21 protein-coding genes are annotated in these 25,960 nt (G+C 67.2%); 16 read left to right on the forward strand and 5 right to left on the reverse strand.

Annotated features, from left to right (window positions below):
• Window positions 1-4 precede the first annotated feature (4 nt).
• The 10 genes from trpB to WS91_RS14200 all read left to right on the forward strand — a co-directional run bounded on the left by trpB (window position 5) and on the right by WS91_RS14200 (window position 10,298).
• Window positions 5-1,198, forward strand: coding sequence for a tryptophan synthase subunit beta (trpB, locus tag WS91_RS14155; protein WP_038743549.1), 1,194 nt, complete (start codon window positions 5-7; stop codon window positions 1,196-1,198).
• A gap of 9 nt (window positions 1,199-1,207) precedes the next feature.
• Complete coding sequence (locus WS91_RS14160) at window positions 1,208-2,056, forward strand: DNA-methyltransferase (RefSeq protein WP_059670451.1); 849 nt, start codon at window positions 1,208-1,210, stop codon at window positions 2,054-2,056.
• Window positions 2,057-2,097: 41 nt separating this feature from the next.
• A complete protein-coding gene (gene trpA, locus WS91_RS14165; protein WP_059576484.1) occupies window positions 2,098-2,913 on the forward strand; it encodes a tryptophan synthase subunit alpha in 816 nt (271 codons plus the stop codon).
• An 83-nt stretch (window positions 2,914-2,996) separates the two neighbouring features.
• Window positions 2,997-3,869, forward strand: a complete 873-nt coding sequence (gene accD / locus WS91_RS14170) for an acetyl-CoA carboxylase, carboxyltransferase subunit beta (RefSeq protein WP_038743556.1) — start codon at window positions 2,997-2,999, stop codon at window positions 3,867-3,869.
• A 112-nt stretch (window positions 3,870-3,981) separates the two neighbouring features.
• On the forward strand, window positions 3,982-5,295 hold the full coding sequence (folC, locus tag WS91_RS14175) for a bifunctional tetrahydrofolate synthase/dihydrofolate synthase (protein ID WP_059670524.1): 1,314 nt from the start codon (window positions 3,982-3,984) through the stop codon (window positions 5,293-5,295).
• A gap of 29 nt (window positions 5,296-5,324) precedes the next feature.
• Complete coding sequence (locus WS91_RS14180; RefSeq protein ID WP_038743558.1) at window positions 5,325-6,149, forward strand: SPOR domain-containing protein; 825 nt, start codon at window positions 5,325-5,327, stop codon at window positions 6,147-6,149.
• A gap of 6 nt (window positions 6,150-6,155) precedes the next feature.
• Complete coding sequence (locus WS91_RS14185; RefSeq protein WP_038743559.1) at window positions 6,156-6,650, forward strand: CvpA family protein; 495 nt, start codon at window positions 6,156-6,158, stop codon at window positions 6,648-6,650.
• Between the two features lie 52 nt (window positions 6,651-6,702).
• Window positions 6,703-8,238: an amidophosphoribosyltransferase gene (gene purF / locus WS91_RS14190; RefSeq protein ID WP_038743561.1), complete on the forward strand. Its 1,536-nt coding sequence runs from the start codon at window positions 6,703-6,705 to the stop codon at window positions 8,236-8,238.
• 176 nt (window positions 8,239-8,414) lie between these two features.
• On the forward strand, window positions 8,415-9,686 hold the full coding sequence (locus tag WS91_RS14195; RefSeq protein ID WP_197422242.1) for an O-succinylhomoserine sulfhydrylase: 1,272 nt from the start codon (window positions 8,415-8,417) through the stop codon (window positions 9,684-9,686).
• Between the two features lie 234 nt (window positions 9,687-9,920).
• A complete protein-coding gene (locus WS91_RS14200) occupies window positions 9,921-10,298 on the forward strand; it encodes a cupin domain-containing protein (RefSeq protein ID WP_059576255.1) in 378 nt (125 codons plus the stop codon).
• On the opposite strand, the gene WS91_RS14205 is transcribed toward WS91_RS14200, so the two are convergent.
• Genes WS91_RS14205 through WS91_RS14215 form a run of 3 tightly spaced genes read right to left on the reverse strand, consistent with a single transcriptional unit; the run spans window position 10,283 to window position 13,377 of the window.
• Entirely contained in the window at window positions 10,283-11,251 is a 969-nt protein-coding gene (locus WS91_RS14205; RefSeq protein WP_038743565.1) for an NAD-dependent epimerase/dehydratase family protein, read from the reverse strand. The genes WS91_RS14200 and WS91_RS14205 overlap by 16 nt on opposite strands.
• Window positions 11,238-12,281 (reverse strand): GDP-mannose 4,6-dehydratase, encoded by a 1,044-nt coding sequence (gmd, locus tag WS91_RS14210; protein ID WP_059576252.1) that lies wholly within the window; start codon window positions 12,279-12,281, stop codon window positions 11,238-11,240. The genes WS91_RS14205 and gmd overlap by 14 nt, the downstream gene beginning before the upstream one ends.
• Before the next feature lie 34 nt (window positions 12,282-12,315).
• Window positions 12,316-13,377, reverse strand: coding sequence for an acyltransferase family protein (locus WS91_RS14215; RefSeq protein ID WP_038743570.1), 1,062 nt, complete (start codon window positions 13,375-13,377; stop codon window positions 12,316-12,318).
• A 557-nt stretch (window positions 13,378-13,934) separates the two neighbouring features.
• On the opposite strand from WS91_RS14215, the gene WS91_RS14220 reads away from it, so the two are divergent.
• From WS91_RS14220 to WS91_RS14230, 3 genes are read left to right on the forward strand one after another with little or no spacing between them, the layout of a single operon-like run.
• A complete protein-coding gene (locus WS91_RS14220; protein WP_059670452.1) occupies window positions 13,935-16,097 on the forward strand; it encodes a hypothetical protein in 2,163 nt (720 codons plus the stop codon).
• Between the two features lie 48 nt (window positions 16,098-16,145).
• A complete protein-coding gene (locus WS91_RS14225; RefSeq protein WP_038743574.1) occupies window positions 16,146-17,612 on the forward strand; it encodes an oligosaccharide flippase family protein in 1,467 nt (488 codons plus the stop codon).
• On the forward strand, window positions 17,609-20,071 hold the full coding sequence (locus tag WS91_RS14230; protein ID WP_059670453.1) for a glycosyltransferase: 2,463 nt from the start codon (window positions 17,609-17,611) through the stop codon (window positions 20,069-20,071). Before WS91_RS14225 ends, WS91_RS14230 begins: the two co-directional genes overlap by 4 nt.
• Before the next feature lie 263 nt (window positions 20,072-20,334).
• Here WS91_RS14230 and WS91_RS14235 read toward each other — a convergent pair whose 3' ends face one another.
• Window positions 20,335-21,507 (reverse strand): acyltransferase family protein, encoded by a 1,173-nt coding sequence (locus WS91_RS14235; protein WP_059670454.1) that lies wholly within the window; start codon window positions 21,505-21,507, stop codon window positions 20,335-20,337.
• 218 nt (window positions 21,508-21,725) lie between these two features.
• On the opposite strand from WS91_RS14235, the gene WS91_RS36840 reads away from it, so the two are divergent.
• Window positions 21,726-21,869 (forward strand): hypothetical protein, encoded by a 144-nt coding sequence (locus WS91_RS36840; protein ID WP_009915643.1) that lies wholly within the window; start codon window positions 21,726-21,728, stop codon window positions 21,867-21,869.
• Window positions 21,870-22,144: 275 nt separating this feature from the next.
• Window positions 22,145-23,032 carry a UTP--glucose-1-phosphate uridylyltransferase GalU gene (gene galU / locus WS91_RS14240; protein WP_038743581.1) on the forward strand — a complete coding sequence of 296 codons (888 nt, stop codon included), beginning with the start codon at window positions 22,145-22,147 and terminating at the stop codon, window positions 23,030-23,032.
• 831 nt (window positions 23,033-23,863) lie between these two features.
• Here the strand turns inward: galU and WS91_RS14245 are convergent.
• On the reverse strand, window positions 23,864-24,991 hold the full coding sequence (locus WS91_RS14245; protein ID WP_052144976.1) for an acyltransferase family protein: 1,128 nt from the start codon (window positions 24,989-24,991) through the stop codon (window positions 23,864-23,866).
• A 274-nt stretch (window positions 24,992-25,265) separates the two neighbouring features.
• On the opposite strand from WS91_RS14245, the gene WS91_RS14250 reads away from it, so the two are divergent.
• Window positions 25,266-25,709, forward strand: coding sequence for an HU family DNA-binding protein (locus WS91_RS14250; protein WP_038743586.1), 444 nt, complete (start codon window positions 25,266-25,268; stop codon window positions 25,707-25,709).
• Window positions 25,710-25,960: the final 251 nt, after the last annotated feature.

Below are 25,960 nucleotides of genomic sequence, written 5' to 3' on the forward strand. Positions count from 1 at the left end.
CGTCATGTACAACCTTCCCGATGATCGTGGCCATTTCGGCCCATATGGCGGCGTGTTCGTCGCCGAAACGCTGATTCACGCGCTCGACGAGCTGCGCGCCGCGTACGAGAAATTCAAGAACGACCCCGACTTCGTCGCCGAGTACAACCGCGAACTGAAGCATTTCGTCGGCCGTCCGTCGCCGATCTATCACGCGCAGCGCTGGAGCGACACGCTCGGCGGCGCGCAGATCTACCTGAAGCGCGAAGACCTGAACCACACGGGCGCGCACAAGGTGAACAACGTGATCGGCCAGGCGCTGCTCGCGAAGCGGATGGGCAAGAAGCGGGTGATCGCCGAGACGGGCGCGGGCCAGCACGGCGTCGCGACCGCGACGATCTGCGCGCGCTTCGGCATGGAGTGCGTCGTCTACATGGGCGCGGAAGACGTGCGCCGCCAGGCCGCGAACGTCTATCGGATGAAGCTGCTCGGCGCGACCGTCGTGCCCGTCGAATCCGGCTCGCGCACGCTGAAGGACGCGCTCAACGAAGCGATGCGCGACTGGGTCACGAACATCGAGAACACGTTCTACATCATCGGCACGGTCGCGGGCCCGCACCCGTATCCGATGATGGTGCGCGACTTCCAGCGCGTGATCGGCGACGAGTGCAAGGTGCAGATGCCCGAGCTCGCCGGGCGGCAGCCGGACGCGGTGATCGCGTGCGTCGGCGGCGGCTCGAACGCGATGGGCATCTTCTATCCGTACATCGACGATCAATCGGTGCAGCTGATCGGCGTCGAGGCGGCGGGCGACGGCCTCGACACGGGCCATCACGCGGCGTCGCTGATCGCCGGCAGCCCCGGCGTGCTGCACGGCAACCGCACGTACCTGCTGCAGGACGACAACGGCCAGATCATCGAGACGCACTCGGTGTCGGCGGGCCTCGACTATCCGGGCGTCGGCCCCGAGCACGCGTGGTTGAAGGACAGCGGCCGCGCGCAGTACGTCGGCATCACCGACGACGAAGCGCTGAAGGCGTTCCACGACTGCTGCCGGATCGAGGGGATCATCCCGGCGCTCGAATCGAGCCACGCGATCGCGTATGCGACGAAGCTCGCGCCGACGCTGCCGAAGGACAAAGTCCTGCTCGTCAACCTGTCGGGCCGCGGCGACAAGGACATGCACACGGTCGCCGAGCGATCGGGCATCGCGCTCTGAACCCGAACGATGCGTGACCTGATCGAAGAGCCGGCGGGCGGCGCGGCGAGCGGGGCGGAAGCGGTTCCGGCCGCGGACGCCGCTCGCGCGCTGCCGGCCGGCATCGAACTCATCAACCGCGATTTCCTGACTGAAGCCGCGAGCCTGCCGGACGCGTCGATCGACCTGATCGTCGCCGATCCGCCGTACGGGCTCGGCAAGGATTACGGCAACGACTCGGACAAGCGCTCCGGCGACGACCACCTCGCGTGGACGCGCGAGTGGCTCGAACTCGCGATTCCGAAGCTCAAGTCCACCGGCTCGATGTACGTGTTCTGCACGTGGCAGTACGCGCCCGAGATCTTCAGCTTCCTGAAGACGAGGCTCACGATGATCAACGAGATCATCTGGGACCGGCGCGTGCCGAGCATGGGCGGCACGACGCGCCGCTTCACGTCGGTGCACGACAACATCGGCTTTTTCGCGGTGTCGAAGGGCTATTACTTCGATCTCGATCCGGTTCGCATCCCATACGACGCCGATACGAAGAAGGCGCGCTCGCGCAAGCTGTTCGAAGGCAGCAAGTGGCTCGAGCTCGGCTACAACCCGAAGGACGTGTGGTCCGTGTCGCGCCTGCATCGCCAGCATGCGGAGCGGGTCGACCATCCGACCCAGAAGCCGCTCGAGATCATCGAGCGGATGGTGCTCGCGAGCTGCCCGCCGGGCGGCCGCGTGCTCGATCCGTTCATGGGCAGCGGCACGACCGCGGTGGCCTGCGCGCGGCAGCGGCGCGGCTTCGTCGGCTACGAGATCAACGAAAGCTATTGCGCGATCGCGCGCGAGCGCGTGGCGGCGCTCGCGGCGCCGATCGACGCGTGAGCGTCGCCGCGCGCGCGATAGCGTACGATTTGGAAAAAACCATGTCCCGTATTCAGAACACCTTCGCCGCACTCGCCGCCCAAGGCCGTAAAGGGCTGATTCCGTTCATCACCGCGGGCGATCCCGATCCGGCGAAGACGGTCGAGCTGATGCACGCGCTCGCCGAAGGCGGCGCCGACGTGATCGAGCTCGGCGTGCCGTTCTCCGACCCGATGGCGGACGGCCCCGTGATCCAGCGCTCGTCCGAGCGCGCGCTCGCGAAGGGCGTGACGCTCGCCGGCGTGCTCGGCGACGTGAAGCGCTTCCGCGAGCGCGACCAGAAGACGCCCGTCGTGCTGATGGGCTATGCGAATCCGATCGAGCGGATGGGCGAGGACGCGTTTGCCGCGGCCGCGCGCGACGCGGGCGTCGACGGCGTGCTCGTCGTCGACTATCCTCCGGAGGAATCGCACGATTTCGCCGCGAAGATGCGCGCGGCGGGCATCGATCCGATTTTCCTGCTCGCGCCGACGTCGACCGACGACCGGATCGCCGCCGTCGGCCACGTGGCGAGCGGCTACGTCTACTATGTATCGCTCAAGGGCGTGACGGGCGCCGGAAATCTGGATGTTTCCAGCATTGCGGGTAAAATCCCGGCCATCAAGTCGCGCGTGCCGCTGCCGATCGGGGTCGGTTTCGGCATCCGCGACGCCGCGACGGCGCGCGCGGTGGCCGAGGTGGCGGACGCCGTCGTGATCGGCAGCCGCCTCGTCCAGTTGCTGGAGCAGGCCGCGCCGGAGAACGCCGCCGCCGAACTCGAGGCGTTCGTCGCCGAGCTGCGCGCCGCGATCGACGGCGCGGCCGAGCCGGCCGCGTAAGCGACGCGCGGGACACGTCAACACAAGCTGACCGCGGGCCGGGGGCAGAACGCCCGGCCCGCCACCGAACAGGAAACCATACGATGAGCTGGCTCGACAAACTGTTGCCGCCGAAGATCAAGCAGACCGATCCGAAAAGCCGCAAGGGGATTCCCGAGGGCCTGTGGGTCAAGTGCCCGTCGTGCGAAGCGGTGCTGTACCGCAACGACGTCGACGCGAATCAGCACGTGTGCCCGAAGTGCGATCACCACATGCGGATCGGCGCGCGCGAGCGCCTCGACGCGCTGCTCGATCCGGAGGGCCGCTACGAGATCGGCCAGGAGATCGTGCCGGTCGATTCGCTGAAGTTCAAGGACAGCCGCAAGTATCCTGATCGTCTGAAGGAAGCGATGGACGAGACGGGCGAGACCGACGCGATGGTCGTGATGGGCGGCGCGATCCACACGCTGCCCGTGGTCGCCGCGTGCTTCGAGTTCTCGTTCATGGGCGGCTCGATGGGCTCGGTCGTCGGCGAGCGCTTCGTGCGCGGCGCGCAGAACGCGCTCGAGCAGCAGGTGCCGTTCATCTGCTTCACCGCGTCGGGCGGCGCGCGGATGCAGGAAAGCCTGCTGTCGCTGATGCAAATGGCGAAGACCACCGCGATGCTGACGAAGCTCTCCGAGGCGAAGCTGCCGTTCATTTCGGTGCTGACCGATCCGACGATGGGCGGCGTGTCGGCGAGCTTCGCGTTCTTGGGCGACGTCGTGATCGCCGAGCCGAAGGCGCTGATCGGCTTCGCGGGCCCGCGCGTGATCGAGCAGACGGTGCGCGAGAAGCTGCCGGAAGGCTTCCAGCGCGCCGAGTTCCTGCTGACGACGGGCGCGATCGACATGATCGTCGACCGCCGCAAGATGCGCGACGAGATCGCGCAACTGCTCGCGCTCTTGCAGCGCCAGCCGGCCGACGCGCTGGCTTGACGGCCGCGCGCATGATCGCACCACCGCGCGTCGCTCGGCTTGCGCCGAGCGGCGCGTTTGTTTTTTCGGCGGATTCTCCCGGACTCGCCGCTTTGACTCGCAGTTGAATTCGATGAGCACTTTTCCCACTCTCGACGCGTGGCTCTCGCATCTCGAAAGCGCGCATCCCGTCGGCATCGACATGGGCCTGACCCGCATCGGCCAGGTCAAGGACGCGCTGAAGCTCGCGTTCGCGTGCCCGGTGGTCACCGTCGGCGGCACGAACGGCAAGGGCTCGACCTGCGCGTTCGTCGAGACGATTCTCGTGCGCGCGGGCTATAAGGTCGGCTGCCACACGTCGCCGCATCTGCTGCGCTTTAACGAGCGCGCGCGCATCGACGGGCGGATCGTCGAGGACGCCGAGCTGCTTCCGCACTTCGAGGCGGTCGAGGCGGCGCGCACGAGCCTGCCGGAGCCGGTGTCGCTCACGTATTTCGAGTTCACGACGCTCGCGATCATGCACCTGTTCGCGTCGCGCGGGCTCGACGCGGTGATCCTCGAAGTCGGGCTCGGCGGCCGGCTCGACGCGGTCAACGTGATCGACACCGATTGCGCGATCGTGACGAGCATCGACGTCGACCACATCGAATACCTCGGCGACACCCGCGAGAAGATCGCGTTCGAGAAGGCGGGCATCTTCCGCGCCGGCAAGCCCGCGATCTGCGGCGACCCGGCGCCGCCGCAGACGCTCGTCGACCACGCGGCGGCGATCGGCGCGGACCTCTGGCTCGTCGGGCGCGACTTCCGCTTCGCGACGCAGCCGGGCAGCGAGCGCCAGCAATGGACGTACGTCGGCCGCGACAAGCGCTATCCGGCGCTCGCGTATCCGGCGCTGCGCGGCGCGAACCAGCTGCTCAACGTATCGGCCGCGCTCGCCGCGCTCGAGGCGCTGCGCGAGCGTCTGCCCGTGTCCGCGCAGGACATCCGGCTCGGGCTCGCGAACGTCGAGTTGCCGGGGCGCTTCCAGGTGCTGCCCGGCAAGCCGCTCGTGCTGCTCGACGTCGCGCACAACCCGCACGCGGCCGCGGTGCTTGCGCAGAATCTCGACAGCATGGGCTACTACCCGTACACGCACGCGGTGTTCGGCGCGATGGCCGACAAGGATCTCGCCGGAATCGTCGCGCGCCTGAAGGGCTCGATCGATCACTGGCATCTGACCGACCTGCCGTTGCCGCGCGCCGCGTCGGCTGACGTGCTGGAGCGCGTGCTGCGCGGCGCGGGCGTCGAGAGCGGCGCGCAGCACAGCGTCACGCGCCACGCGAGTCCGGCCGACGCGTTCCTCGATGCACTAAAAAGCGCATCCGACAATGATAGAATCTTGGTTTTCGGTAGCTTCTACACGGTAGCGGGCGTGATGCCCGTCGTGGACCGCCGCCATGACCACTGACTGACGAGTAGCTTCGGGTTCAGCCATACATGGGAATTTTCTCGTTCGGCAAGAAAGAGGACGACGCGCCGCAAAGGCGCGGGTCGCGGTCCGGCGCCCGGACCGTGCGCACCGAACGCGTGGAGCGCCGGTCGCGCCGCACCGAGCGGCCCGACACCGACGCACTGCTGCTCGATCCGACCCTTCCTGAAAAACAACGCGCGCGCCGGCGCCTCGTCGGCGCGATCGCGCTCGTCGTCGCCGCGGTGATCGTGCTGCCGATGGTGCTCGATTCGCATCCGAAGCCCGTCACCGACGACGTCCAGATCGACATTCCGAACCGTCCGTCGCACCAGGCGGCCGCCGCGAACGACGAAGACGCGTCGGACCTCCAGGCGGGCGTCGCGCACGACGAGCCGCCCGCGTCCGAAACGGCCGCGACCGCGAGCGTCGCGCCCGCCGCGCCAGCGCCGGCGCCCGCGCCCGTCGCGACCGCGAAGACGGACGCGAAGCACACGCAGGACGCGAAGCACACGCAAACCGCCGCCGCGAAGGCGCCGAGCGCCGCGCAGAAGCCGGCCGCGCAGCCGTCGCAGGATGCCGCGGCGGCGCGCGCCTCGGCCGACGGCGACGCGTCGTCGCCCGCATCGCCGCCCGGCGCGCGCTTCGCGCTGCAGCTCGGCTCGTTTCGCGACGACGCGACCGCCCGCGACTGGGCGGCGAAGTTGAAAGCGGCGGGCGTGCCCGCGTATGTCGAGCATCGCAAGCAGGCCGACGGCAGTACGGCTACACTGTTGCGCGCGGGGCCGTTCGCCGATCGCGCGGCCGCCTCCTCCGCGATCGCGAAGGTGCGCGAAGCGGGCCTCACGCAGTAAAGGGCGATGCTGACCGCTTTCGATTACGCCGTCCTGCTGGTGATCGGTCTGTCGGCGATGCGCGGCGCGTGGCGCGGCTTCGTCGGCGAGATCTTCGGCCTGATCGGCTGGATCGCCGCATTTTTGATCGCGTGCCGATTCGTCGGCGTCGTGCTGCCCTACATTCCGGCGACTTGGCCGGGCGGCGCGTTGACTCAGTGGGCCGTCGCGTTCGCGTTGATCGTCATCGGCGTCGTGCTCGTCGCGGGCGTCGCGAACGCGTTGCTGTCGCGGATCGCGCAGGCGACGGGCCTGGGCGGCGTCGACCGGTCGCTCGGCATGATGTTCGGCCTCGTGCGCGGCGTGCTGCTCGTGCTGCTGCTCGTCGCCGGGGCCGGCTTGACCGAGCTGCCGAAACAGGATTTCTGGCGCGACGCGTTGTTGCGTCCGTTCGCCGAACAGGGCGTGCGCGAGCTGAAGCCGCTCTTGCCCGACGGGCTCGCTGCGTACATTCACGTCTGATCCGCGCGAGCGCACCGACCGAACCGTTTTTTGTATCGTTGAAGGACATGCCATGTGCGGCATCGTAGGCGTTATCTCCCAGTCTCCGGTCAACCAGCTCGTCTATGACAGCCTGCTGCTGCTGCAGCACCGCGGTCAGGACGCGGCGGGCATCGCGACGGCGGACGGCAGCAATTTCCACATGTACAAGGCGAACGGCATGGTGCGCGACGTGTTCCGCACGCGCAACATGCGCAGCCTGCCCGGCACGGCCGGGATCGGTCAGGTCCGTTATCCGACGGCGGGCTCCGCGTCGAGCGAAGCCGAAGCGCAACCGTTCTACGTGAACGCGCCGTTCGGCATCATCCTCGCGCACAACGGCAATCTGACGAACTGGCAACAGTTGAAGGACGAGATGTTCCGGATTGACCGCCGCCACATCAACACGAATTCCGACAGCGAAGTGCTGCTGAACGTGCTCGCGCACGAGCTGCAACTGTCGACGACGGGCCTCGAGCTCGATCCGGATTCGCTGTTCAAGGCGGTCGCGGGCGTGCACCGCCGCGCGCACGGTTCGTACGCGATCGTGTCGCTGATCGCGGGCTGCGGCCTGCTCGCGTTCCGCGATCCGTTCGGCATCCGCCCGCTTTGCATCGGCAAGCTCGAGACCGAGCAGGGCACCGAGTGGATCGTCGCGTCGGAATCGGTCGCGGTGGAGGGCATCGGCTTCGAGTTCGTTCGCGACGTGCAGCCGGGCGAGGCGGTCTTCATCGACGTGAACGGCAAGTTCCACAGCCGCCAGTGCGCGGACAAGCCGAGCCTGAACCCGTGCATGTTCGAGTACGTGTACCTCGCGCGTCCGGATTCGTGCCTCGACGGCGTGCCTGTGTACAACGTCCGCCTGCGCATGGGCGACTACCTCGCCGAGAAGGTCAAGCGCGAGCTGCCGAACGTGCCGATCGACGTCGTGATGCCGATTCCCGATTCGTCGCGGCCGGCGGCGATGCAGGTGGCGGCGAAGCTCGGCGTCGAGTACCGCGAAGGCTTCTTCAAGAACCGCTACGTCGGCCGCACGTTCATCATGCCGGGCCAGGCGGTGCGCAAGAAGTCGGTGCGCCAGAAGCTCAACGCGATGAGCATCGAGTTCAAGGACAAGCACGTGCTGATCGTCGACGATTCGATCGTGCGCGGCACCACGTCGCACGAGATCGTGCAGATGGCGCGCGACGCGGGCGCGAAGTCGGTGATCTTCGCGTCGGCGGCGCCGCCCGTGAAGTTCCCGAACGTCTACGGCATCGACATGCCGACGCGCGGCGAGCTCGTCGCGCACGGCCGCACCGACGAGGAAGTCGCGAAGATCATCGGCGCGGATTACCTGATCTATCAGGACGTCGACGATCTGCGCCGCGCGGTGCGCGACATCAATCCGTCGCTCGAGCGCTTCGAGGCGTCGTGCTTCGACGGCGAGTACATCACGGGCGACGTCACGCCCGAGTATCTCGACGCGATCGAGCGCGCGCGTCTCGCGCCCGCGTCGCAGGCCGATCGCGATTCGAACGGCGAAGGCGCCGAGCGCTCGCAGATGAACCTGCAGCTGTCGGTCGAGTGAGCGCCCCGCGCACATGACCGAAAAGGCGTGATACGATGAGGCCTTGCGTCGATTTGATTTCAGCTTGCGGACGCGGGGCAACCCAAAACAGCTAAAGCGAAGGCCGGCGAGCAGCGCCACGCCGGCCCGAGTCGATAGCTGTTCGTACCGCACACTAAGCCCGCTGATGCCGACGCATGAGCGGGCTTTTTGTTGGTCTGCGCATTCGCCGCGCGGCGCGCACGGCGGCGATGCGCTTGAAAACGGATGAACGGAACATGGACGATTCTCTCAACTTCGACACGCTCGCCGTGCGCTCGGGCACGCTGCGCAGCGAATTCAACGAACATTCGGAAGCGCTCTTCCTGACGTCGAGCTTTTGCTACGCGAGCGCGGCCGAGGCGGCCGAGCGCTTCAAGCATTCGGAAGACTATTACACGTACTCGCGCTTCACGAACCCGACCGTCACGATGTTCCAGAATCGCCTCGCGGCGCTCGAGGGCGGCGAGGCGTGCATCGCGACCGCGTCCGGGATGGCGGCGATCACGTCGGTCGTGATGGCCGCGTTGCAGGCGGGCGACCACCTCGTCAGCTCGCGCAGCCTGTTCGGCTCGACGCTCGGGCTGTTCGGGCAGATCTTCGCGAAGTTCGGCATCGAGACGACGTTCGTCGATCCGGCCGATCTCGACGCATGGCGTGCCGCCGTGCGCCCCGAGACGAAGATGTTCTTCCTCGAGACGCCGTCGAACCCGATGACCGAGCTCGCCGACATCGAGGCGATCGGCAAGATCGCGAAGGCGGCGAACGCGCTGTTCGTCGTCGACAACTGTTTCTGCAGCCCGGTGCTGCAGCAGCCGCTCAAGCTCGGCGCGGACGTCGTGATGCACTCGGCGACCAAGTTCCTCGACGGCCAGGGCCGCGTGCTCGGCGGCGCGCTCGTCGGCTCGAAGGCGTTCATCATGGAGAAGGTGTTCCCGTTCGTGCGCACCGCGGGGCCGACGCTGTCCGCGTTCAACGCGTGGGTGCTGCTCAAGGGCATGGAGACGCTGTCGCTGCGCGTGAACCGGCAATCGGAGAACGCGCTCGAGATCGCTCGCTGGCTCGAGGCGCATCCGGCCGTCAAGCGCGTGTTCTATCCGGGGCTCGAATCGCATCCGCAATACGCGCTCGCGAAGCGCCAGCAGAAGTCGGGCGGCTCGGTCGTGTCGTTCGAGCTGAAGGGCGACACGCCCGAGCAGCAGCGCGCGAACGCATGGCGCGTGATCGACGGCACGAAGATCGTGTCGATCACCGCGAATCTCGGCGACACGCGCACGACGATCACGCATCCGGCGACGACGACGCACAGCCGCATCACGCCTCAGGCGCGCGAGGCGGCGGGGATCACCGAGGGGCTGATCCGGCTTGCGGTCGGGCTGGAGGACCCGGCGGACATTCGCGACGATCTCGCGCGGGGGCTCGAGGGCTGACGCTGAAAATCTTGCGGCGCGCACGCATGCATGGCGCGTGGCGCGCGCGTCGAGCCGCATCGCCTTGCTTCGCATCGCTTCGCTTTGTTTCGCCTTGCTTCGCTTCGCGCGGTGCCGCGCGACGCGTGGGAGCGAGCCGCGACACACCGCACCGGGCCGCGACGCGCCGCCTTCGGCGCGTTCGCGCCAACTGCTAAGCTGGCCGTTCGAATGCATCGAACCAGAAGCGTCCCCATGTTTCAGGCCGGCATCGGCATCAATTTCGAAGCGGCGTTGCGCGACGTGGCCGAATACTGGTCGCCGCGCGTCGTCGGGCGCGTGAACGATCAGTACGTGAAGGTCGCGAAGCTGAAGGGCGAATTCACATGGCACAAGCACGCCGACGAGGACGAGATGTTCCACGTCGTCTACGGCAGCTTGCGCATTCGATTCGAGGATCGCGACGTCGTGCTGAACGCGGGCGACTTCTGCATCGTGCCGAAGCACACGATGCACAACCCGGTCGCCGGGGAAGCGTGCGGGATCGCGCTGATCGAGACCGTCGCGACGCTGCACACGGGCGACACGCCGCGGCCGCTCGCGAAGAGCATCGACGCTCAGCTGGCCGGCTGACCCTCGCGCGCGACGATTGTCGAGCGCATGTCGTCGTACATCCATCGCAGCGTTTCGTCGAGCGGCGTGCGGTGCGTGTCGCCGATCGCGCCGCGCAGCTTCTGCCGCGAACCGACCAGCTTCTTCACTTCGTTCGCGCGCACGAAGCGCGGATCGACGCTGACGGCGATCACGTAGCCTGCGATACGCGCGAGCATCGCCAGCACCTCTTTCAACGCATAGCCGCGCTCCGCGCATACGTTGAACGTCTCGCCCGCCGGCGCGGCGTCGATGAGCCGCGCGTACGCGTCGACGATGTCGCGCACGTCGGAGAAATCGCGGCTCACGTCGAGATTGCCCAGCGAGATGCGCGACTCGCCGCGCGCGTAGTGCGCGACGAGCTTCGGCAGCAGATACGCGTCGCTCTGGCCGACGCCCGTGTAGTTGAACGGTCGCGCGATCACGATCGGCAGGCGGTCGAACCAGAGCCTCGCCATGTATTCCATCGCGAGCTTGCTGACCGCGTAGTCGTTCGCCGGCGACGGCGGCGTCGTTTCATCGAGCACTTCGGTCGGCGCATTGCCGTAGACGTTCGCGCTGCTTGCGAGCAGCACCGCGTTCGGGCGCGTGTCGAGGCCCTCGAGCGACGCGAGCAGGTTGCGCGTGCCGACCACGTTGACGAGGTACGTATCCTGCGGATTGCCGTGCGCGACATGCGCGCGCGCCGCGAGATGCACGACCGCGTGCGGCCGGGCATCGGCGACCGCCGCGTGCAGCGAGTCGACGTCGAGCAGATCCGCCTTCACGCATCGCCAGCGCCGCAGCAGCGGATCGCCGAGCACGTCGGTGTTGGGGGCGACCGTGCCCCACACGTCGTAGCCGTCCGCTTCGAGGCGTGCGGCGAGATGGCGCCCGGTGAAGCCTGCGATGCCGGTGACGAGCGCGCGACGCGCGCCGGGTTCAGAAGGTTTCATGGTGACTGTTGCGCGTGATGTCGGCCTCGACCATCATACGGCACAGCGCTTCGAGCGTCGTCTGCGGCGTCCAGCCGAGCTTTTCCTTCGCCTTGTCCGCACAGCCGATCAGCAGATCGACTTCGGCGGGGCGGTAGAACTTCGGATTCACCGACACGAGCACGTTGCCCGTCGCGGTGTCGATTCCGCGCTCGTCCTCGGCCTTGCCGCTCCATTCGAGTTGATAGCCCGCCGCCGCGAACGCCATCCGCACGAAATCGCGCACCGTCTCGGTGCGGTTCGTCGCGAGCACGTAGGTGTCGGGCTCGTCCACCTGTAGCATTCGCCACATTCCTTCCACGTATTCGAGCGCGAAGCCCCAATCGCGCTTTGCGTCCATGTTGCCGAGCTCGAGCCGGCTCGCCTTGCCGAGCTTGATCTTCGCGACGGTGTCGGTGATCTTGCGCGTGACGAACTCGCGGCCGCGCAGCGGCGACTCGTGATTGAACAGGATGCCGCTCGAGCCGAAGATGCCGTACGACTCGCGGTAATTGACCGTCGTCCAGTGCGCGAACAGCTTCGCGACGCCGTACGGGCTGCGCGGATAGAACGGCGTGCTCTCGGTCTGCGGAATCGCCTGCACCTTGCCGAACATCTCCGACGTCGACGCCTGGTAATAGCGCGTCTTCGGGTTCACGATGCGAATCGCCTCGAGCAGGTTCAGCGCGCCGAGGCCCGTGACGTCGGCCGTCGTCGTCGGTTGGTCGAACGACACGCCGACGAAGCTCTGCGCGGCGAGGTTGTACAGCTCGCCCGGCCGGGTCCGTTCGATGAGGCGCAGGCTCGAACCGAGATCGGTTAGATCGTGCTCGACGAGCGTCAGGTTCGGATGCTTGTCGACGCCCAGTTCGGCGATGCGCCAGAAGTTGACCGAGCTCGTGCGGCGATACGTGCCGACGACTTCGTAGCCCTTGTCGAGCAGGAGCTTCGTCAGATAAGCGCCGTCCTGGCCCGTTATCCCGGTGATGATCGCCTTGCGTGCTTGGGTCATTGCGGTTTCCTAATCGAACGATGGGGGAATCGGATCATGCGGACGCGCGCGCGGCGCCCGCGAGCGCCAGCCGGGGCGCGCCGCGCGTCAGGCGCCGCTCGAAGCCGTACCAGCTCGCGCTCGCGTACGCGAGCGTGATGCCGAACGCGAGCGCCGCCGTCAGGTAGCGGTTCAGATGCAGCGGCCAGAGCGCGTACAGCACGCTCAGGTGGACCAGATAGATCGTGTAGCTGACCGTGCCGACATAGACGAGCGCCGGATTCGTCAGCACGCGCTGCACGAGGCCGCGGCCGCGCAGCGCGATCACGACGATCGACGTGCAGAGCACGAGCGAGATGCTGTAGAGCGTCGCATTGGAAAGCGGCGTGTTCGCCGCGCGAAAGCGCGGATACGACAGATGCAGCCACGCGAGCACGGCGAGCGCCGCGCAGGCGGCGGCGATCGCCGCGCCGTAGTACGGCTCGAGCGCGCGGCGGTCGCGGCGCAGCACGACGGCGATGAGCGCGCCCGCGGCGAGCAGATCCATCCGGAACGGCGTCAGGTAGTAGATCGGCCAGAACGAATCGAACCACGGCGTCGCGATCGCGCGCAAAAGCGGCGCGGCGGCGATCAGCGCGGCCGCGACCCACGCGAGCGCGCGCTCGGGAACGAGCAGCACGACGAACGGCCAGAAGATGTAGAACTGCTCCTCGACGGCGAGCGACCACAGTACGTTCAGGCTTTCGTGCCCGATGCCGCCGAGCGACAGGCCGATGTTCGTCGAGAAGAACGCATACCAAGGCCAGTGCCTGGCCCACTCGACGCCGAACAGCAGCGACGACGCGACGAGCAGCAGCAGATACGGCGGCAGGATGCGGCGCACGCGGCGCGCGTAGAAGTAGCCGAAGTACGATTCGCCGCGCGCCTTGCGCTCGAGCAGGATGCCGGTGATGAGCAGGCCGCTCAGCACGAAGAAGAGATCGACGCCGATCCAGAGCGGCGCCTTGAGCGCATGCTGGAAGAACACGGCGAGCACGGCGAACGCACGCAGGCCGTCGAGCTGGACGATGCGGCCGGCGTGGGCGGGCGGGGCAACGAGCGTATCGCGAGTCGTCATCGGGCGCGGGTGCGGACGACGACGATTCGATGCGGGCCGCGCGCGGCGCTTCCGTCGCTCGGATCATCGTGCATCCGCTGAAATAAATGAAAGATCGAACTGAAATCGATTCTAGGGAAAAGAAATCGGCAAAAAAACGCGCCGAGATTCGTTCGACTTTCTCCGATACGGCGCGGCGACCGGGGCGGCCGCGTGAGCGGCGAACGCGGCGTGAAATTCGATTCCGATCTTTTTTATCGTGCGCACATCGCAGTGCGGCATTTCCTACGCGGCCGGCGCGGGCCGCCGGTCGTTCCTGCCGGCGCAGGGCCGCATGAAACGGCTAGAAACGATCATTCGATACGCGATTGCACATCGAAATATCCGCAAATATTTCCAAATTTCTTGTGAATATTTTTGCTTGTAACCTGCTTCGCATCGTTTGAAACCTATTTTGCGATGCGTGCATGCGTCGCAAACGCACGAGCGTTTCGCGCGTTTGGCTCGCATTTGCGCCGGACGCGCGCCGGCGTTTCGTCACGGTCGAAGGGAGAGGCGTTTTGCGACGTTTGATGCTAATGGGAGTGGCGGCGTGCGCGGCGGCGGCGTTCGCGGGCGCCGCGCAGGCGGAGAACGTGCTGCCCGCGACGACGTCGTGGATCGGCAATACCTATGGTTACGGCGACGGCACGTGGACGCAGATCGACATTCGCGCGATCGCGGTCACGCCCGACGGCAAGGTGTACACGAACGCGCCATGGGACGAGAGCGGCGCGGAGGCGAGCGTCTATCAGGACGGCAAGATGCTCGGCTTCGCGGGCGGCACGCACGGCTGGGGCAACGCGGGCGGCAGCGCGATCGCGGTCAACGGCCGCTATGCGTACGTGGCGATCGCGGTCGGCAACGAGAAAGGGCGGCTCGTCTCGCCGGGCATCTGGCCGGACAAGGGCCGGCAGTGGTACGGGATCTCGCGCCGCGAGATCGGCGACGTGAAGCAGGCCGCGCCGTTTCGCGGCGCGAAGGCGGGCGATGCGCGCGCGAAGCTCGCGGCGAGCTTCCTGATGGTCAACGACGTGCCGACCGACACGCGCGCGGAAGTCGCGGGGCTCGCCGCGAACGACAGCGTGCTGTACGCGACCGATCCGCTGCACGACACCGTCGGCGTGTACGACGCGCAGACGATGCAGAAAAAAGGCTCGTGGAGCGCGCACGAGCCGGGCCGGATCGCGCTCGCGGGCGACGGCACGCTGTGGCTGCTGACCGACACGGTGAACGGCCCGGCGAAGCTCGCGCACGTGCGCCCCGACGGCCGCGCGATCGACGACGCGCCCGAGCTGCCGCCGGGCACCGACGCCGTGGACGTCGCGGCCGACGCGAAGGGCCGCGTGCTGATCGCCGACAACGGCCCGCGCCAGCAGATCCTGATCTTCTCGAAACCCGCCGACGGCGGCTATGCGATGTCCGGCACGCTCGGCGAGCGCGGCGGCATCTTCTCGGGCTACGCGGGACGGCCGGGGCCGCAGCGCTTCAACGGGCTGACGGGCGTCGGCGTGGATCGCGCGGGCAACGTCTACGTCGCGACGAACGGCATCGGCCCGCGCCACGGCACGATCGGCGCGGGGCTCGGCAGCACGCTCGAGAGCTACGCGCCCGACGGCCGGCTGCGCTGGCAGGTGCAGGGCCTGTTGTTCGTCGACGGCGCGTGGATCGATCCGGGCCGCCCGAACAGCGTCTACACCGGCAACAAGCGCTTCGAGCTCGATCTGTCGAAGCCCGTCGGCAAGGAATGGAAATATGCGGGATTCCTGTCGAACCGCTTCAAGTATCCGGACGATCCGGTGTTCAACACCGATCAATGGCCCGGCATGCCGTTCGCGCGCAAGGTCGCCGGCCGCACGTTCCTCTATCTGACCGACATGCACGCGGATCATCTGAAGATCTACCGCTTCGATGCGAAGCGCGACGGCGAGACCGCGATTCCGTCGGGGCTGCTCGCCGGGCGCGCGCGGCCCGTCGACAAGGTGCCGAACCGGCCGTCGGGCGGCGACTGGATCTGGCGCGACGCGAACGGCAACGGCCGCTTCGACGAAGGCGAATTCGAGCTGAACACGACCGGCAAGGGCATGGCGGGCGGCTGGGGCTGGTGGGTCGACACGAGCGGCGACATCTGGCGCACGAGCGACACGCGCGGCATCCGGCGCTTTCGTTTCGGCGGGCTCGACAAGGCCGGCAACCCGATCTACTCGTACGACAAGCTGACGACGTATCCGACGCCCGCGCCGTTTACCGAGCTGCGCCGCGCGCTGTACGACGCGTCGAGCGACACGCTGTACGTGACGGGCTACACGGCCGACGCGCCGCGCGTGGGCGGCCTGTCGAAGGAGGTGGGGCGCGTGCTCGTGCGCTTCGACAAGTGGTCGAGCGGCACGCCCGTCGTGCGCTACCAGGTTTCGCTGCCGTGGCAGCTCGACGCGAAGCCGATCTTCACGCTGATCGGGCTGACGCTCGAGGGGCGCTATCTGTTCGGCGTCGAGCCGGTCGGCACCGTGCACGTGTACGACAAGGACAGCGGCCGCGAACTCGGCGTGATCAAGCCGGGGCCGGAAGTGGGGCGCGCGTCCGGCTGGGTCGACGTGCCGTTCGGCATCAGCGCATACCGGCGCGAGAACGGCGAATACCTGATCTTCGTCGAGGAGGACGCGCGCGGCAAGGTGATGATGTATCGATGGAGGCCGCAATGATCGGCGCAGCGGCGAAAGCGGCCGCGAACGCAGCGGGGCGGCGCGGCCATGGATAAAGGCATTCTGAAGAACGTCGCGATCAATTTCTTCGGATTGATCTTGCCGACTTTCGTGTCGCTCGTGACGGTGCCCGCGTACATCAAGGCGCTCGGCGTCGAGCGCTACGGCGTCGTGAGCCTCGTGTGGACGCTGATCGGCTATTTCGGAATCCTCGATCTCGGCATGAGCATGGCCGCGCAGAACCACATCTCGAAGGCGCTCGCGAGCGGCGACGCGAAAGAGAGCGCGCGCGTGTTCTGGAGCGCGTTCTGGCTCAATCTCGCGACCGGGATCGCGGGCGGCCTTCTGATCTACTTCGGCGCGTTCCTGTACACCGCGTACTTCACGAAAGTGTCGGTCGAACTGCAGCACGAGGTGTATCTCGCGCTGCCGTGGCTCGCGCTCGCGATTCCGCTCGCGAACGTGTCGTGGGTGTTCGCGGGCGCGATCAACGGCGCCGAGCGTTTCGGCGTGTTCAACACGAACCAGACGATCGGCACGTTCCTGTTCCAGCTGATGCCGCTCTTCGCCGCGTGGCTCGTCGCGCCGACGCTGCAGGTCGTGCTCGCGGCGGCCGTCGGCGCGCGCTTGATCGCCGCCGTGATGCTCGGCGCGGCGAGCATGAAGGTGCTCGGCATCCGCAGGATCGAGCCGCCGCAGCTCGGCACCGCGAAAGGGCTCTTCAATTTCGGCGGCTGGATGCTGATCGCGAGCACGACGAGCATGATCGCCGACACGCTCGACCGCGTGATGCTCGGCGCCGGGCTCGGCGCGAAGTACGTCACGTATTACACGGTGCCGCAGAACCTCGTCACGCGCCTGAACATGCTGCCGAACGCGCTCGTGCGCACGCTGTTTCCGCGGCTGTCGGCGCTCGGGCGCGATCACGCGGACACGCTCGTCAAGCAGTCGCTCGAATTCCTGAACGGCGTGTTCACGCCGATCGCGATTGCCGCGATCTTCGCGCTCGGGCCGTTTCTCGCGCTGTGGGTCGGCAGGGATCTCGCGGAGCTGTCGGCGCCCGTCGGGCGCGTGCTCGTGATCAGCGTGTGGCTCGTCGGCCAGGCGAGCGTCACGCGCATCCTGATCCAGTCGCAGGTCAACCCTGCGCGCGCGGCGGCCGCGGGCCTCGTGCAGATGCCGTTCTTCGTCGGCGCGCTGTGGGTCGGCATCCATCATTTCGGGCTGATCGGCGCGGCCGTCGTCGTCGCGGCGCGCGCGCTCGTCGATTACGGCGTGCTGCTGTATCTGTCCGCGATCCGGATGCGCGCGATCGCGCTCGACATGTTCGCGCACCTCGCATTCCTGCTGGCGAGCCTGTACGTCGCGCCCGCGCTGCCGGGCCTGGCCGCCGCGATCGCCGGATGCGCGGCGGCGGTCGCGCTGAACGTCGGCTGGTCGATCACGATGACGCCCGGCATGCGCGCGCTCGCGCGCAGCGTGCTCGTGCGCCTGAACTCGAGGAAGAGCGTATGAATCGCGATCTTGCAGAACATCCGTTGCAACGCGCCGCGACGTTCCAGGACGTCGAGCGCGCCGCGCGCGACGCGCGCGTCGCCGATGCGCCGCCGCCCCCGCTCCGTGCGCGCGATGCGGCCCGGCCGCTGCGCGTCGCGATCGTCCATGACTGGCTCGTCACCTACGCGGGCGCCGAGCGCGTGCTCGAGCAGATCGTCGCGTGCTTTCCGGACGCGGATCTCTTCAGCCTCGTCGATTTTCTCGACGACCGCACGTTCCTGCGCGGCAAGCCGGTCACGACGTCGTTCATCCAGAAGCTGCCGTACGCGCGCACCAAGTACCGCAGCTACCTGCCGCTGATGCCGCTCGCGATCGAGCAGCTCGACGTGTCCGCTTACGATCTCGTCATTTCGAGCAGCCATGCGGTCGCGAAGGGCATTCTCACCGGGCCGGACCAGGTGCACGTGAGCTACGTGCATTCGCCGATCCGCTATGCGTGGGACCTGCAGCATCAGTACCTCGAACAATCGCAGTTGACGCGCGGGGTCAAATCGGCGCTCGCGCGGCTGATCCTGCATTACATCCGCAACTGGGACGTGCGCACGTCGAATTCGGTCGACCGCTTCGTCGCGAACTCGGCGTTCATCGCGCGGCGCATCCACAAGGTCTATCAGCGCGACGCGGCGGTCGTGTTTCCGCCCGTCGACGTGGACGCGTTCACGCTGTCGACGCACAAGGAAGACTTCTATCTGACCGCGTCGCGGATGGTGCCGTACAAGAAAATCGATCTGATCGTCGACGCGTTCGCGCAGATGCCCGAGCGGCGGCTCGTCGTGATCGGCGACGGCCCCGACATGCGCAAGATCCGCGCGAAGGCCGCGCCGAACGTCGAAATCATGGGCTATCAGCCGTTCTCGGTGCTGCAGGACCGGATGCGCCGCGCGAAAGGGTTCGTGTTCGCAGCCGAGGAGGATTTCGGGATCTCGGTCGTCGAGGCGCAGGCGTGCGGCACGCCCGTCATCGCGTTCGGCAAGGGCGGCGCGCTCGAGACGGTGCGCGACGCGGCGTCGCACGAACGGCCGACCGGCGTGTTCTTCGACGAGCAGAGCGTGCGCGCGATCGTCGAAGCGGTCGACGATTTCGAGCGTGCGCCGGGCCGTTTCACGCCGGAGGACTGTCGCGCGAACGCCGAGCGGTTCTCCGCCGCGCATTTCCGCCGGCGCTTCGTCGCGCAGATCGATGCGCTCCTGCCGAACGCGCAGGCGCGCGCGAAGCGCGCGGACGCGACGCGGCCGAGCGGCCGCGCGGCGCTCGCGGCGAGCGGCCTGAAGACGCTCGTGCTCGACCAGAGCGGCGTGCTGGGCGGCGCCGAGCTGTCGCTGCTCGAGATCATGAAGCATCTGCGCGATTCGGCCGACGTCGTGCTGTTCGACGACGGCCCGTTTCGCGCGGCGCTCGACGAAGCGGGCGTGCATGTCGACGTCGTCGGGCAGCGCGCGCTAGCGGGCGTGCACAAGCAGGGCGGCGTGTCGCTGCGCGCGGCGGGCAGCCTGCTCGCGCTCGTGCGCGAGGTGGCGCGCCGCGCGCGCGAGTTCGACGTGATCTACGCGAACACGCAGCGCGCGATGGTGGTCGGCGCGCTTGCCGGGCGGCTCGCGCGCAAGCCGGTCGTCTGGCATTTGCGCGACATCGTCAGCGACGCGCATTTCGGCCCGAAGCAGCGGCTCGCGATCAAGCAATGCGCGCGGCTCGGCGTGACGCGCGTGATCGCGAACTCGGACGCGTCCGCGCAGGCGTTCCTCGCGCTGACGGGCTTCGATCGCCGCGCGGTGCAGGTCGTCTTCAACGGGATCTCGGCCGAGCCGTTCGTCGCGCTGGAACCGGTGCGCCAGGCCGCGCTGCGCGTGCGCTTCGGCCTGCCGGCCGATGCGTGGATCGTCGGCTCGTTCAGCCGGCTCGCGCACTGGAAGGGGCAGCACGTGCTGCTCGAGGCGGCGCGGCTCTATCCGGACATGCACGTCGCGCTCGTCGGCGCGCCGCTGTTCGGCGAGGACGAATACGCGGCCGAGCTGCGCGGCTTCGTCGCGCTGCACGGGCTTGGCGAGCGCGTGCATTTCCTCGGCTTTCAGCGCGACGTCGCCGCGTGCATGAAGGCGGTTGACGTCGTCGCGCACACGTCGATCACGCCCGAGCCGTTCGGCCGCGTGATCGTCGAGGGAATGCTCGCGAAGCGGCCGGTCGTCGCGGCGCGCGCGGGCGGCGTCGTCGAGATCGTCGACGACGACGTGAACGGCCTGCTCTGCGAGCCCGGCGACGCTCATGCGCTCGCCGATGCGCTCGCCGCGCTGCGCACCGATGCGGTGCTGTGCGAGCGGCTCGTCGCGAGCGGTTACGACACGGCGGTGAGCCGTTTCGGTACGCGGACCTATGTCGAGCAGGTCGAGCGGATTCTCGTCGAGACTGCGCGGCGGCGGTGAAACCGGTTCGCCGTGAGCGGACGGTCGGGCGGGGTTCGGGCGGGTCGGCGCGGGCTCTTGTGCGACTCGCTTGTCGTTTGTCGCTTGCCATGTCGGCATGTGCTGGCGCGTGACGGCGCGCGTCGATGCGATGAGGTGCCGAGCGCGACCACCCGCACCACCCGCACCACCCGCACCACCCGCACCACCCGTACCACCCGTACCACCCGTACCACCCGTACCACCCGTACCACCCGTACCACCCGCGCGGCCCGTGCCGTCCGTCAAACCGGCATCCGCTGCTGCGCGGCCGCCGCGACGGCACGCTTCGGCTTGAGGTTCGTCGACCAGCGCATCGCCGGCAACTCGAACATTCGATAGAACAGATACGCGACGGGGATGACGGCCGCGATGAACATGAGCGACGGCCAGATCGACAACTGCAACTGCGAGCGATACAGCACCGACGCGAGGCACACGAAGAACGGCAGATGGATCAGGTACAGCGAATAGCTGAAATTGCCGAACCAAGACAGCGCCCGCATCGGCGCGGACGCCGACACGGGCCGCGCGAGCGCCGCGTACAGATAGCACGCGAAGCCTGCCGCCCAAAGCTGGAACGCGGCGTATTGCCCGAAGTGGAACGCGACGCAGCCGAGCGCGACGCCCGCCGCCGCGGCCACGTACCAGAGCCGCGACGGGGCGTGCGCGGCGTGCGCGTCGCGCTGCGCGCGAACGTCGGCGATCCACGCGCCGACCGTCCACGACAGCCAGTACGACGTGAAGAACTGCAGATCGTGCCGTTCGAGCAGCCATGCCGACGCGGCGTTGACGAGTGCGATCGCGACGACGACAGGCAGCATCCCGAAGCGGCGTCGCGCCGCGAAGAGGAGCGGGTAGATCACGTAGAACTGCACTTCGAGCGACAGCGTCCACAGCGCGCCGTTCGACCCGTACGTGTAGCCCGCGACGCCCTGCAGCGACAGCAGGTTGACGACGAACGACGCGAGCCCGATGTCGCGGATCTTGTGGCTGACGGGCTCGAACTGCAGGCTGATCGAATCGAGCACGAGCGTCGCGATGAGCGCGGCGAGCAGCACCGGGTAGATCCGCGCGAAGCGGCGCGCCCAGAAATTCGGCGCGTTGAGCCGGTACGACGGATCGGCGGCGAGCTTGAGCGCGGCATTGCGATGGATGCAATAGCCGCTGATCACGAAGAAGATCGGCACGCCGGCCGAGCCCCACGCGAACGGGAACGTCAGATAGCCGACGATCACGCTCGGGTCCAGCGCGTGGCCATACGTCCGATGGAAGCTCTGCATTCCGACCCACACGACCTGACGGCAGTGGAAATACGCGACGAGCAGCGCGGCGAAGCCTCGCAGCGCGTCGATCAGGTGTTCCTTGTGGTCGGTGGCGGGCGGCCGCGCACCCGGCGTCACGCTCGAAGCATTCATGCGGTCCGGTTCCTTGCAATGAGAAAGGCGCAAATGGCGCCATTCGATCGTAATCCGCAAGAAATCCGGGCGGGAGAATAAAAAAATCGCTTTCCGAATAAATGTAATTAATCGTATCCGTTCGTAACGCTTTTCACGTTGCGGCATGGAGGCAAATTATTTATCGATTTTTTTCTGATAGCTTGAGATCCCATGTCGATTGAAGGAAGGAGCCCACGATGGACATGCATTGGATCGCAAGCGGCGCCGTACTGCTCGTCATGGCCGTGTTGTCGGCGTATCGGGACGCGCTGAAGAACGAGCCGATCAACCGCTTCGGCTTTGGCCGCGGCGGCGCGCCTTATTCGGAGGAGTTCGAATAATTGAACGTGCCGGATCGAATCGGTAAATTGTCGCGAAGCACCCGGCAGGCCGGCAAGATCGACCGACTTCGCGACGATTATCCGAATATGCCTATATCCGGGCGGCCCTTTCATATTAATGAAAGTGGAACCGCGTCCAGCAGACTTTTATTCAGATTGATGTTTTGCCGGCGCGTCGGATGCCGATGCGCATCGTTCGTCGAGCGAAGCGGCGCGCGGCGTGCGACCCCGACATGTGACGCCCGGCCAATCGTCAACACTTTCGGGATGCGATCATGTTGAAAGTCACCAAAGCCGTGTTCCCCGTTGCCGGTCTCGGCACACGGTTTTTGCCCGCCACCAAGGCGAGTCCCAAGGAAATGCTGCCGGTCGTCGACAAGCCGCTGATTCAGTATGCGGTCGAAGAGGCGATCAACGCGGGCATCACCGAGATGATCTTCGTGACGGGGCGCAGCAAGCGCGCGATCGAGGATCACTTCGACAAGTCGTTCGAGATCGAGTCCGAGCTCGAGGCGCGGGGCAAGGAGAAGCTGCTCGAGCTCGTGCGCGGCATCAAGCCGAGCCATGTCGATTGCTTCTACGTGCGCCAGGCGGCCGCGCTCGGCCTCGGCCACGCGGTGCTGTGCGCGGAGAAGCTCGTGCACGGCGAGCCGTTCGCGGTGATCCTCGCCGACGATCTGCTGCACGGCGACCAGCCGGTGCTCAAGCAACTCGTCGACGTCTTCAACCACTATCACAGCTCGGTGATCGGCGTCGAGACGATCGAGCGTGAAGACAGCCGCTCGTACGGCGTCGTCGAAGGCCGCGAGTGGGAAGAGGACATCATCAAGCTGTCGGGCATCATCGAGAAGCCGGCGCCCGAGCATGCGCCGTCGAATCTCGGCGTCGTCGGGCGCTACGTGCTGATGCCGAGCATCTTCGATCATCTGCGCAAGATCAAGCCGGGCGCGGGCGGCGAGCTGCAGCTGACGGACGCGGTGCAGTCGCTGCTGACCGAGGAGCAGGTGCTTGCATACCGCTATTACGGCACCCGCTTCGACTGCGGCAGCAAGCTCGGCTACCTGAAGGCGACCGTCGAGCTCGCGCTCCGGCATCCGGAAGTGGGCCGCGAATTCGAGGCGTACCTGCGCAACTGCCTGCCGGCGCTCGCCGCGGTTGCTTAGCATCCCCGTCTTCTGATTCTGACGTCCAAGGTGTGTGGTGGTTGTTCCGTTCGCCCCGGTTCGCACGAGCCGGGGCATTTTTGTGTCTGGGTTGTGTCTGGGGCGCACGGCGATGCAAGGCGGCGCGGCCGCGCGCGGGCGTCCCGAATTCGAACGGCTTTCGAGCGGCAGGGTGGCCGTGGCTGCTTGCCGGTGGAGATCGTCGGCCGCAAGCAGGGTATCGCCATGCAACCGCGTGCCGACTGACATCGCTCGCCCGCGGCGGCTGTCCGGCATTCCGCCGATTGATCCCGCTTCATCGCGACCGCGTCGCGACGTTGCCGCTAGCCGAAACGCGAGCGCTGCCGGAATGAACGCATGATCGCGGGCGGCGCAGCGTAAAGCCGCGCTTGAACCGCGATTCGCAGCAGGATGGCGTCATCGCGCCGAGCGGGGCGACGTCGAGCGAACGGACCCGAGGTCGCGCGGTCGCGCATGCGTGTATGCGTGTATGCGTGTATGCGTGTATGCGGGCGCGCGTCCCAACTCTCCGTCCCGACCGATCCGCCGTTCGTCATCCGAAGCCTGCCTCGCCATGCGTGGCGCGGTGTGCGTGTGCATCGACGCGCCGATCGCGGCCCGCGCCGCAGTCGCGCACCGATTCGACCGCGCCGCCACCGACGCGCCGCCCGCACGCGGCTGCCCGCACGCGGTGGTCTCCGCACGGTAGTCCGCATGTCGCGCGCGTCCGATCGACGCCTGTCACCGCGCGACCGCGCGTTCGTGTCGCATGCGTTTGCTGTACGACGCGGCTCGCAACGGCCCTTGGCCGCCGCGAGCGCGTCGCGTCCGTCACCGCGCGGCCGCGCGCTCGCGCGGCGCGAACCGCCGCCGCAAGGCGGCTTCGAGCGGCTTCTTGTAGTCGAGCACACGCTTTTCCAGGTACTGCCATGAAAGGTGCGCGAGCAGCACGGACAGCGCGAACTGCAGGATTTCAGGCAGTATGTCCTGCAGCGAATGCGGCACGCGTAGCCGCTCGTAGATGCGCGGCATCACGCCGATGCGCTCCGGGATCAGGTTGTGAAACAGATAGAAACCGTAGCTGATCGTGCCGAGGTACGCGATCGGGGCCCATTCGAGCAGCGCGACGGCCGGATGTTCGGGACGGCTCACGATCCAGAACAGCACGATGCCGATCGACACGCCGAGGCCGATGTCCGCGAGGCCGCTCGCCGTCGCGGAAAGCGGCGCGGCCCACAGTGTCAGCGTCGAGCAGAACGCGACGCCCGCCGCGCCGGCCCACGGCATCAGCGTGCCGAGCACGCCTTCGGGCGCGGTCACGCCGCCGCTGCGCAGAATGCCGCCGACGCCGCCGAGCGCGATCAACGCGAAATTCCACGGCGAGAACGCGTAAATGAGCACGGGCGACGCGTGTTGCAGATAGAGCAGTAGATGCGCGGCCGCGGCGAGCGCGATGGCCGCCGCGCACAGCGCGAGATGGCGCGACGCGCGGGTGGAGAGCAGCGCGATCGGCGCGATCAGGTAGAACTGCTGTTCGACGGCGAGGCTCCAGAAATGCGACGTGGTGCCTGGCCAGCCCTCCTTGACGGCGCCGATCCAATAGTCCGACAGAAACACCGCATGCCAGCGCAGCCCGAGGTCGACGTCGTGCTGATAGAGGTGGTGATGCGCGATCGCGAGCGCGGCGAGCAGCAGATAGTAGACGGGCAGGATGCGCAGCGCGCGCTTGCCCGCGAACAGCCAGAACGCGTAGCGGCGGCACGATGCGCCGCGCTCGATCGCGAGCCGGCTGCGGTGCAGCTCGCCGACGATCAGCAAGCCGCTGATGAGGAAGAACGTCCAGACGCCGATCTGGCCGACGTCGAGCGCGCCGAAGTGCGCGCGGTGCGACAGGAAGACGAGTGTGACGGCGACGGCGCGCAAACCGTCGAGCCCTCTAACGTGTTTGACTGCGCGCATTCCAAATCCCAAACGATGCGATGCCGGCGGACAGTATAGGAATGCAAATGTCGAACATAATTCGCTCGAGCGAATCGATGCGCGACGCAAAAAGCGCTGCGCGCACGGGTCGAAACGACTTCCGTAGTCAGCGGCGCGCAACAAAACCTGCGGGAAACCCGTGGATAACGCATAAAAGTGCTGCACGAAGCGGCGCGGCGCTTGTAGAATCCGGCGTTGAAGCTCGCATGTCGCGCGCTTCGTGTATCCAACGACCACACCTGGTAGGAGAAACATGGCGACTTCCGCAAAAAAGGTGGCTAAGAAGGCTGCCGCACCGGCCAAGAAAGTGGCTGCCAAAAAAGCAGCGCCCGCGAAGAAAGTAGTGGCCAAGAAGGCTGTCGCGAAGGCGCCCGCCGCTCCGACGCCGCTGAAGGACAAGTTCACGAAGGCTTCGCTCGCAACGCACATCGCCGAGCGCGCGACCGTCGAACTGAAGGCTGTCAAGGCAGTGCTCGCGGCACTCGAGAACGTCGTGCTGGGCTCGATCCACAAGAAGGGCGCAGGCGAGTTCACGCTGCCGGGTCTGCTGAAGATCACGGCGCAAGCCGTGCCGGCGAAGAAGAAGCGCTTCGGCAAGGACCCGTTCACGGGCGAAGAGCGCTGGTTCCCGGCGAAGCCGGCCAGCGTGCGCGTGAAGGCTCGCGCGCTGAAGAAGCTGAAGGACGCGGCAGCGTAAGGACGGCGTGCGGCTTGCCGGAATCGTCCGGTAGCTGCGATAGTCCGAAAAAGTCCCCGCGTGCGAAAGCGCGCGGGGATTTTTTTGTCTGTGCGCGGCGTGACGTGATGTGGCGTGATGCGATGCCGTGTGGGCGCATGGGTGTGCGGACGTGTAGACGTGTAGACGTGCGGGCGTGCGGGCGTGCAGACGTGGACATGCGCGCGCGGACGTGCTGCGGCGCGATTCGGCCTGATTCGGAGTGGTTCGGC

Origin of the sequence: Burkholderia sp. MSMB1498 (assembly GCF_001526245.1) — a bacterium.
GTDB lineage: Bacteria > Pseudomonadota > Gammaproteobacteria > Burkholderiales > Burkholderiaceae > Burkholderia > Burkholderia savannae.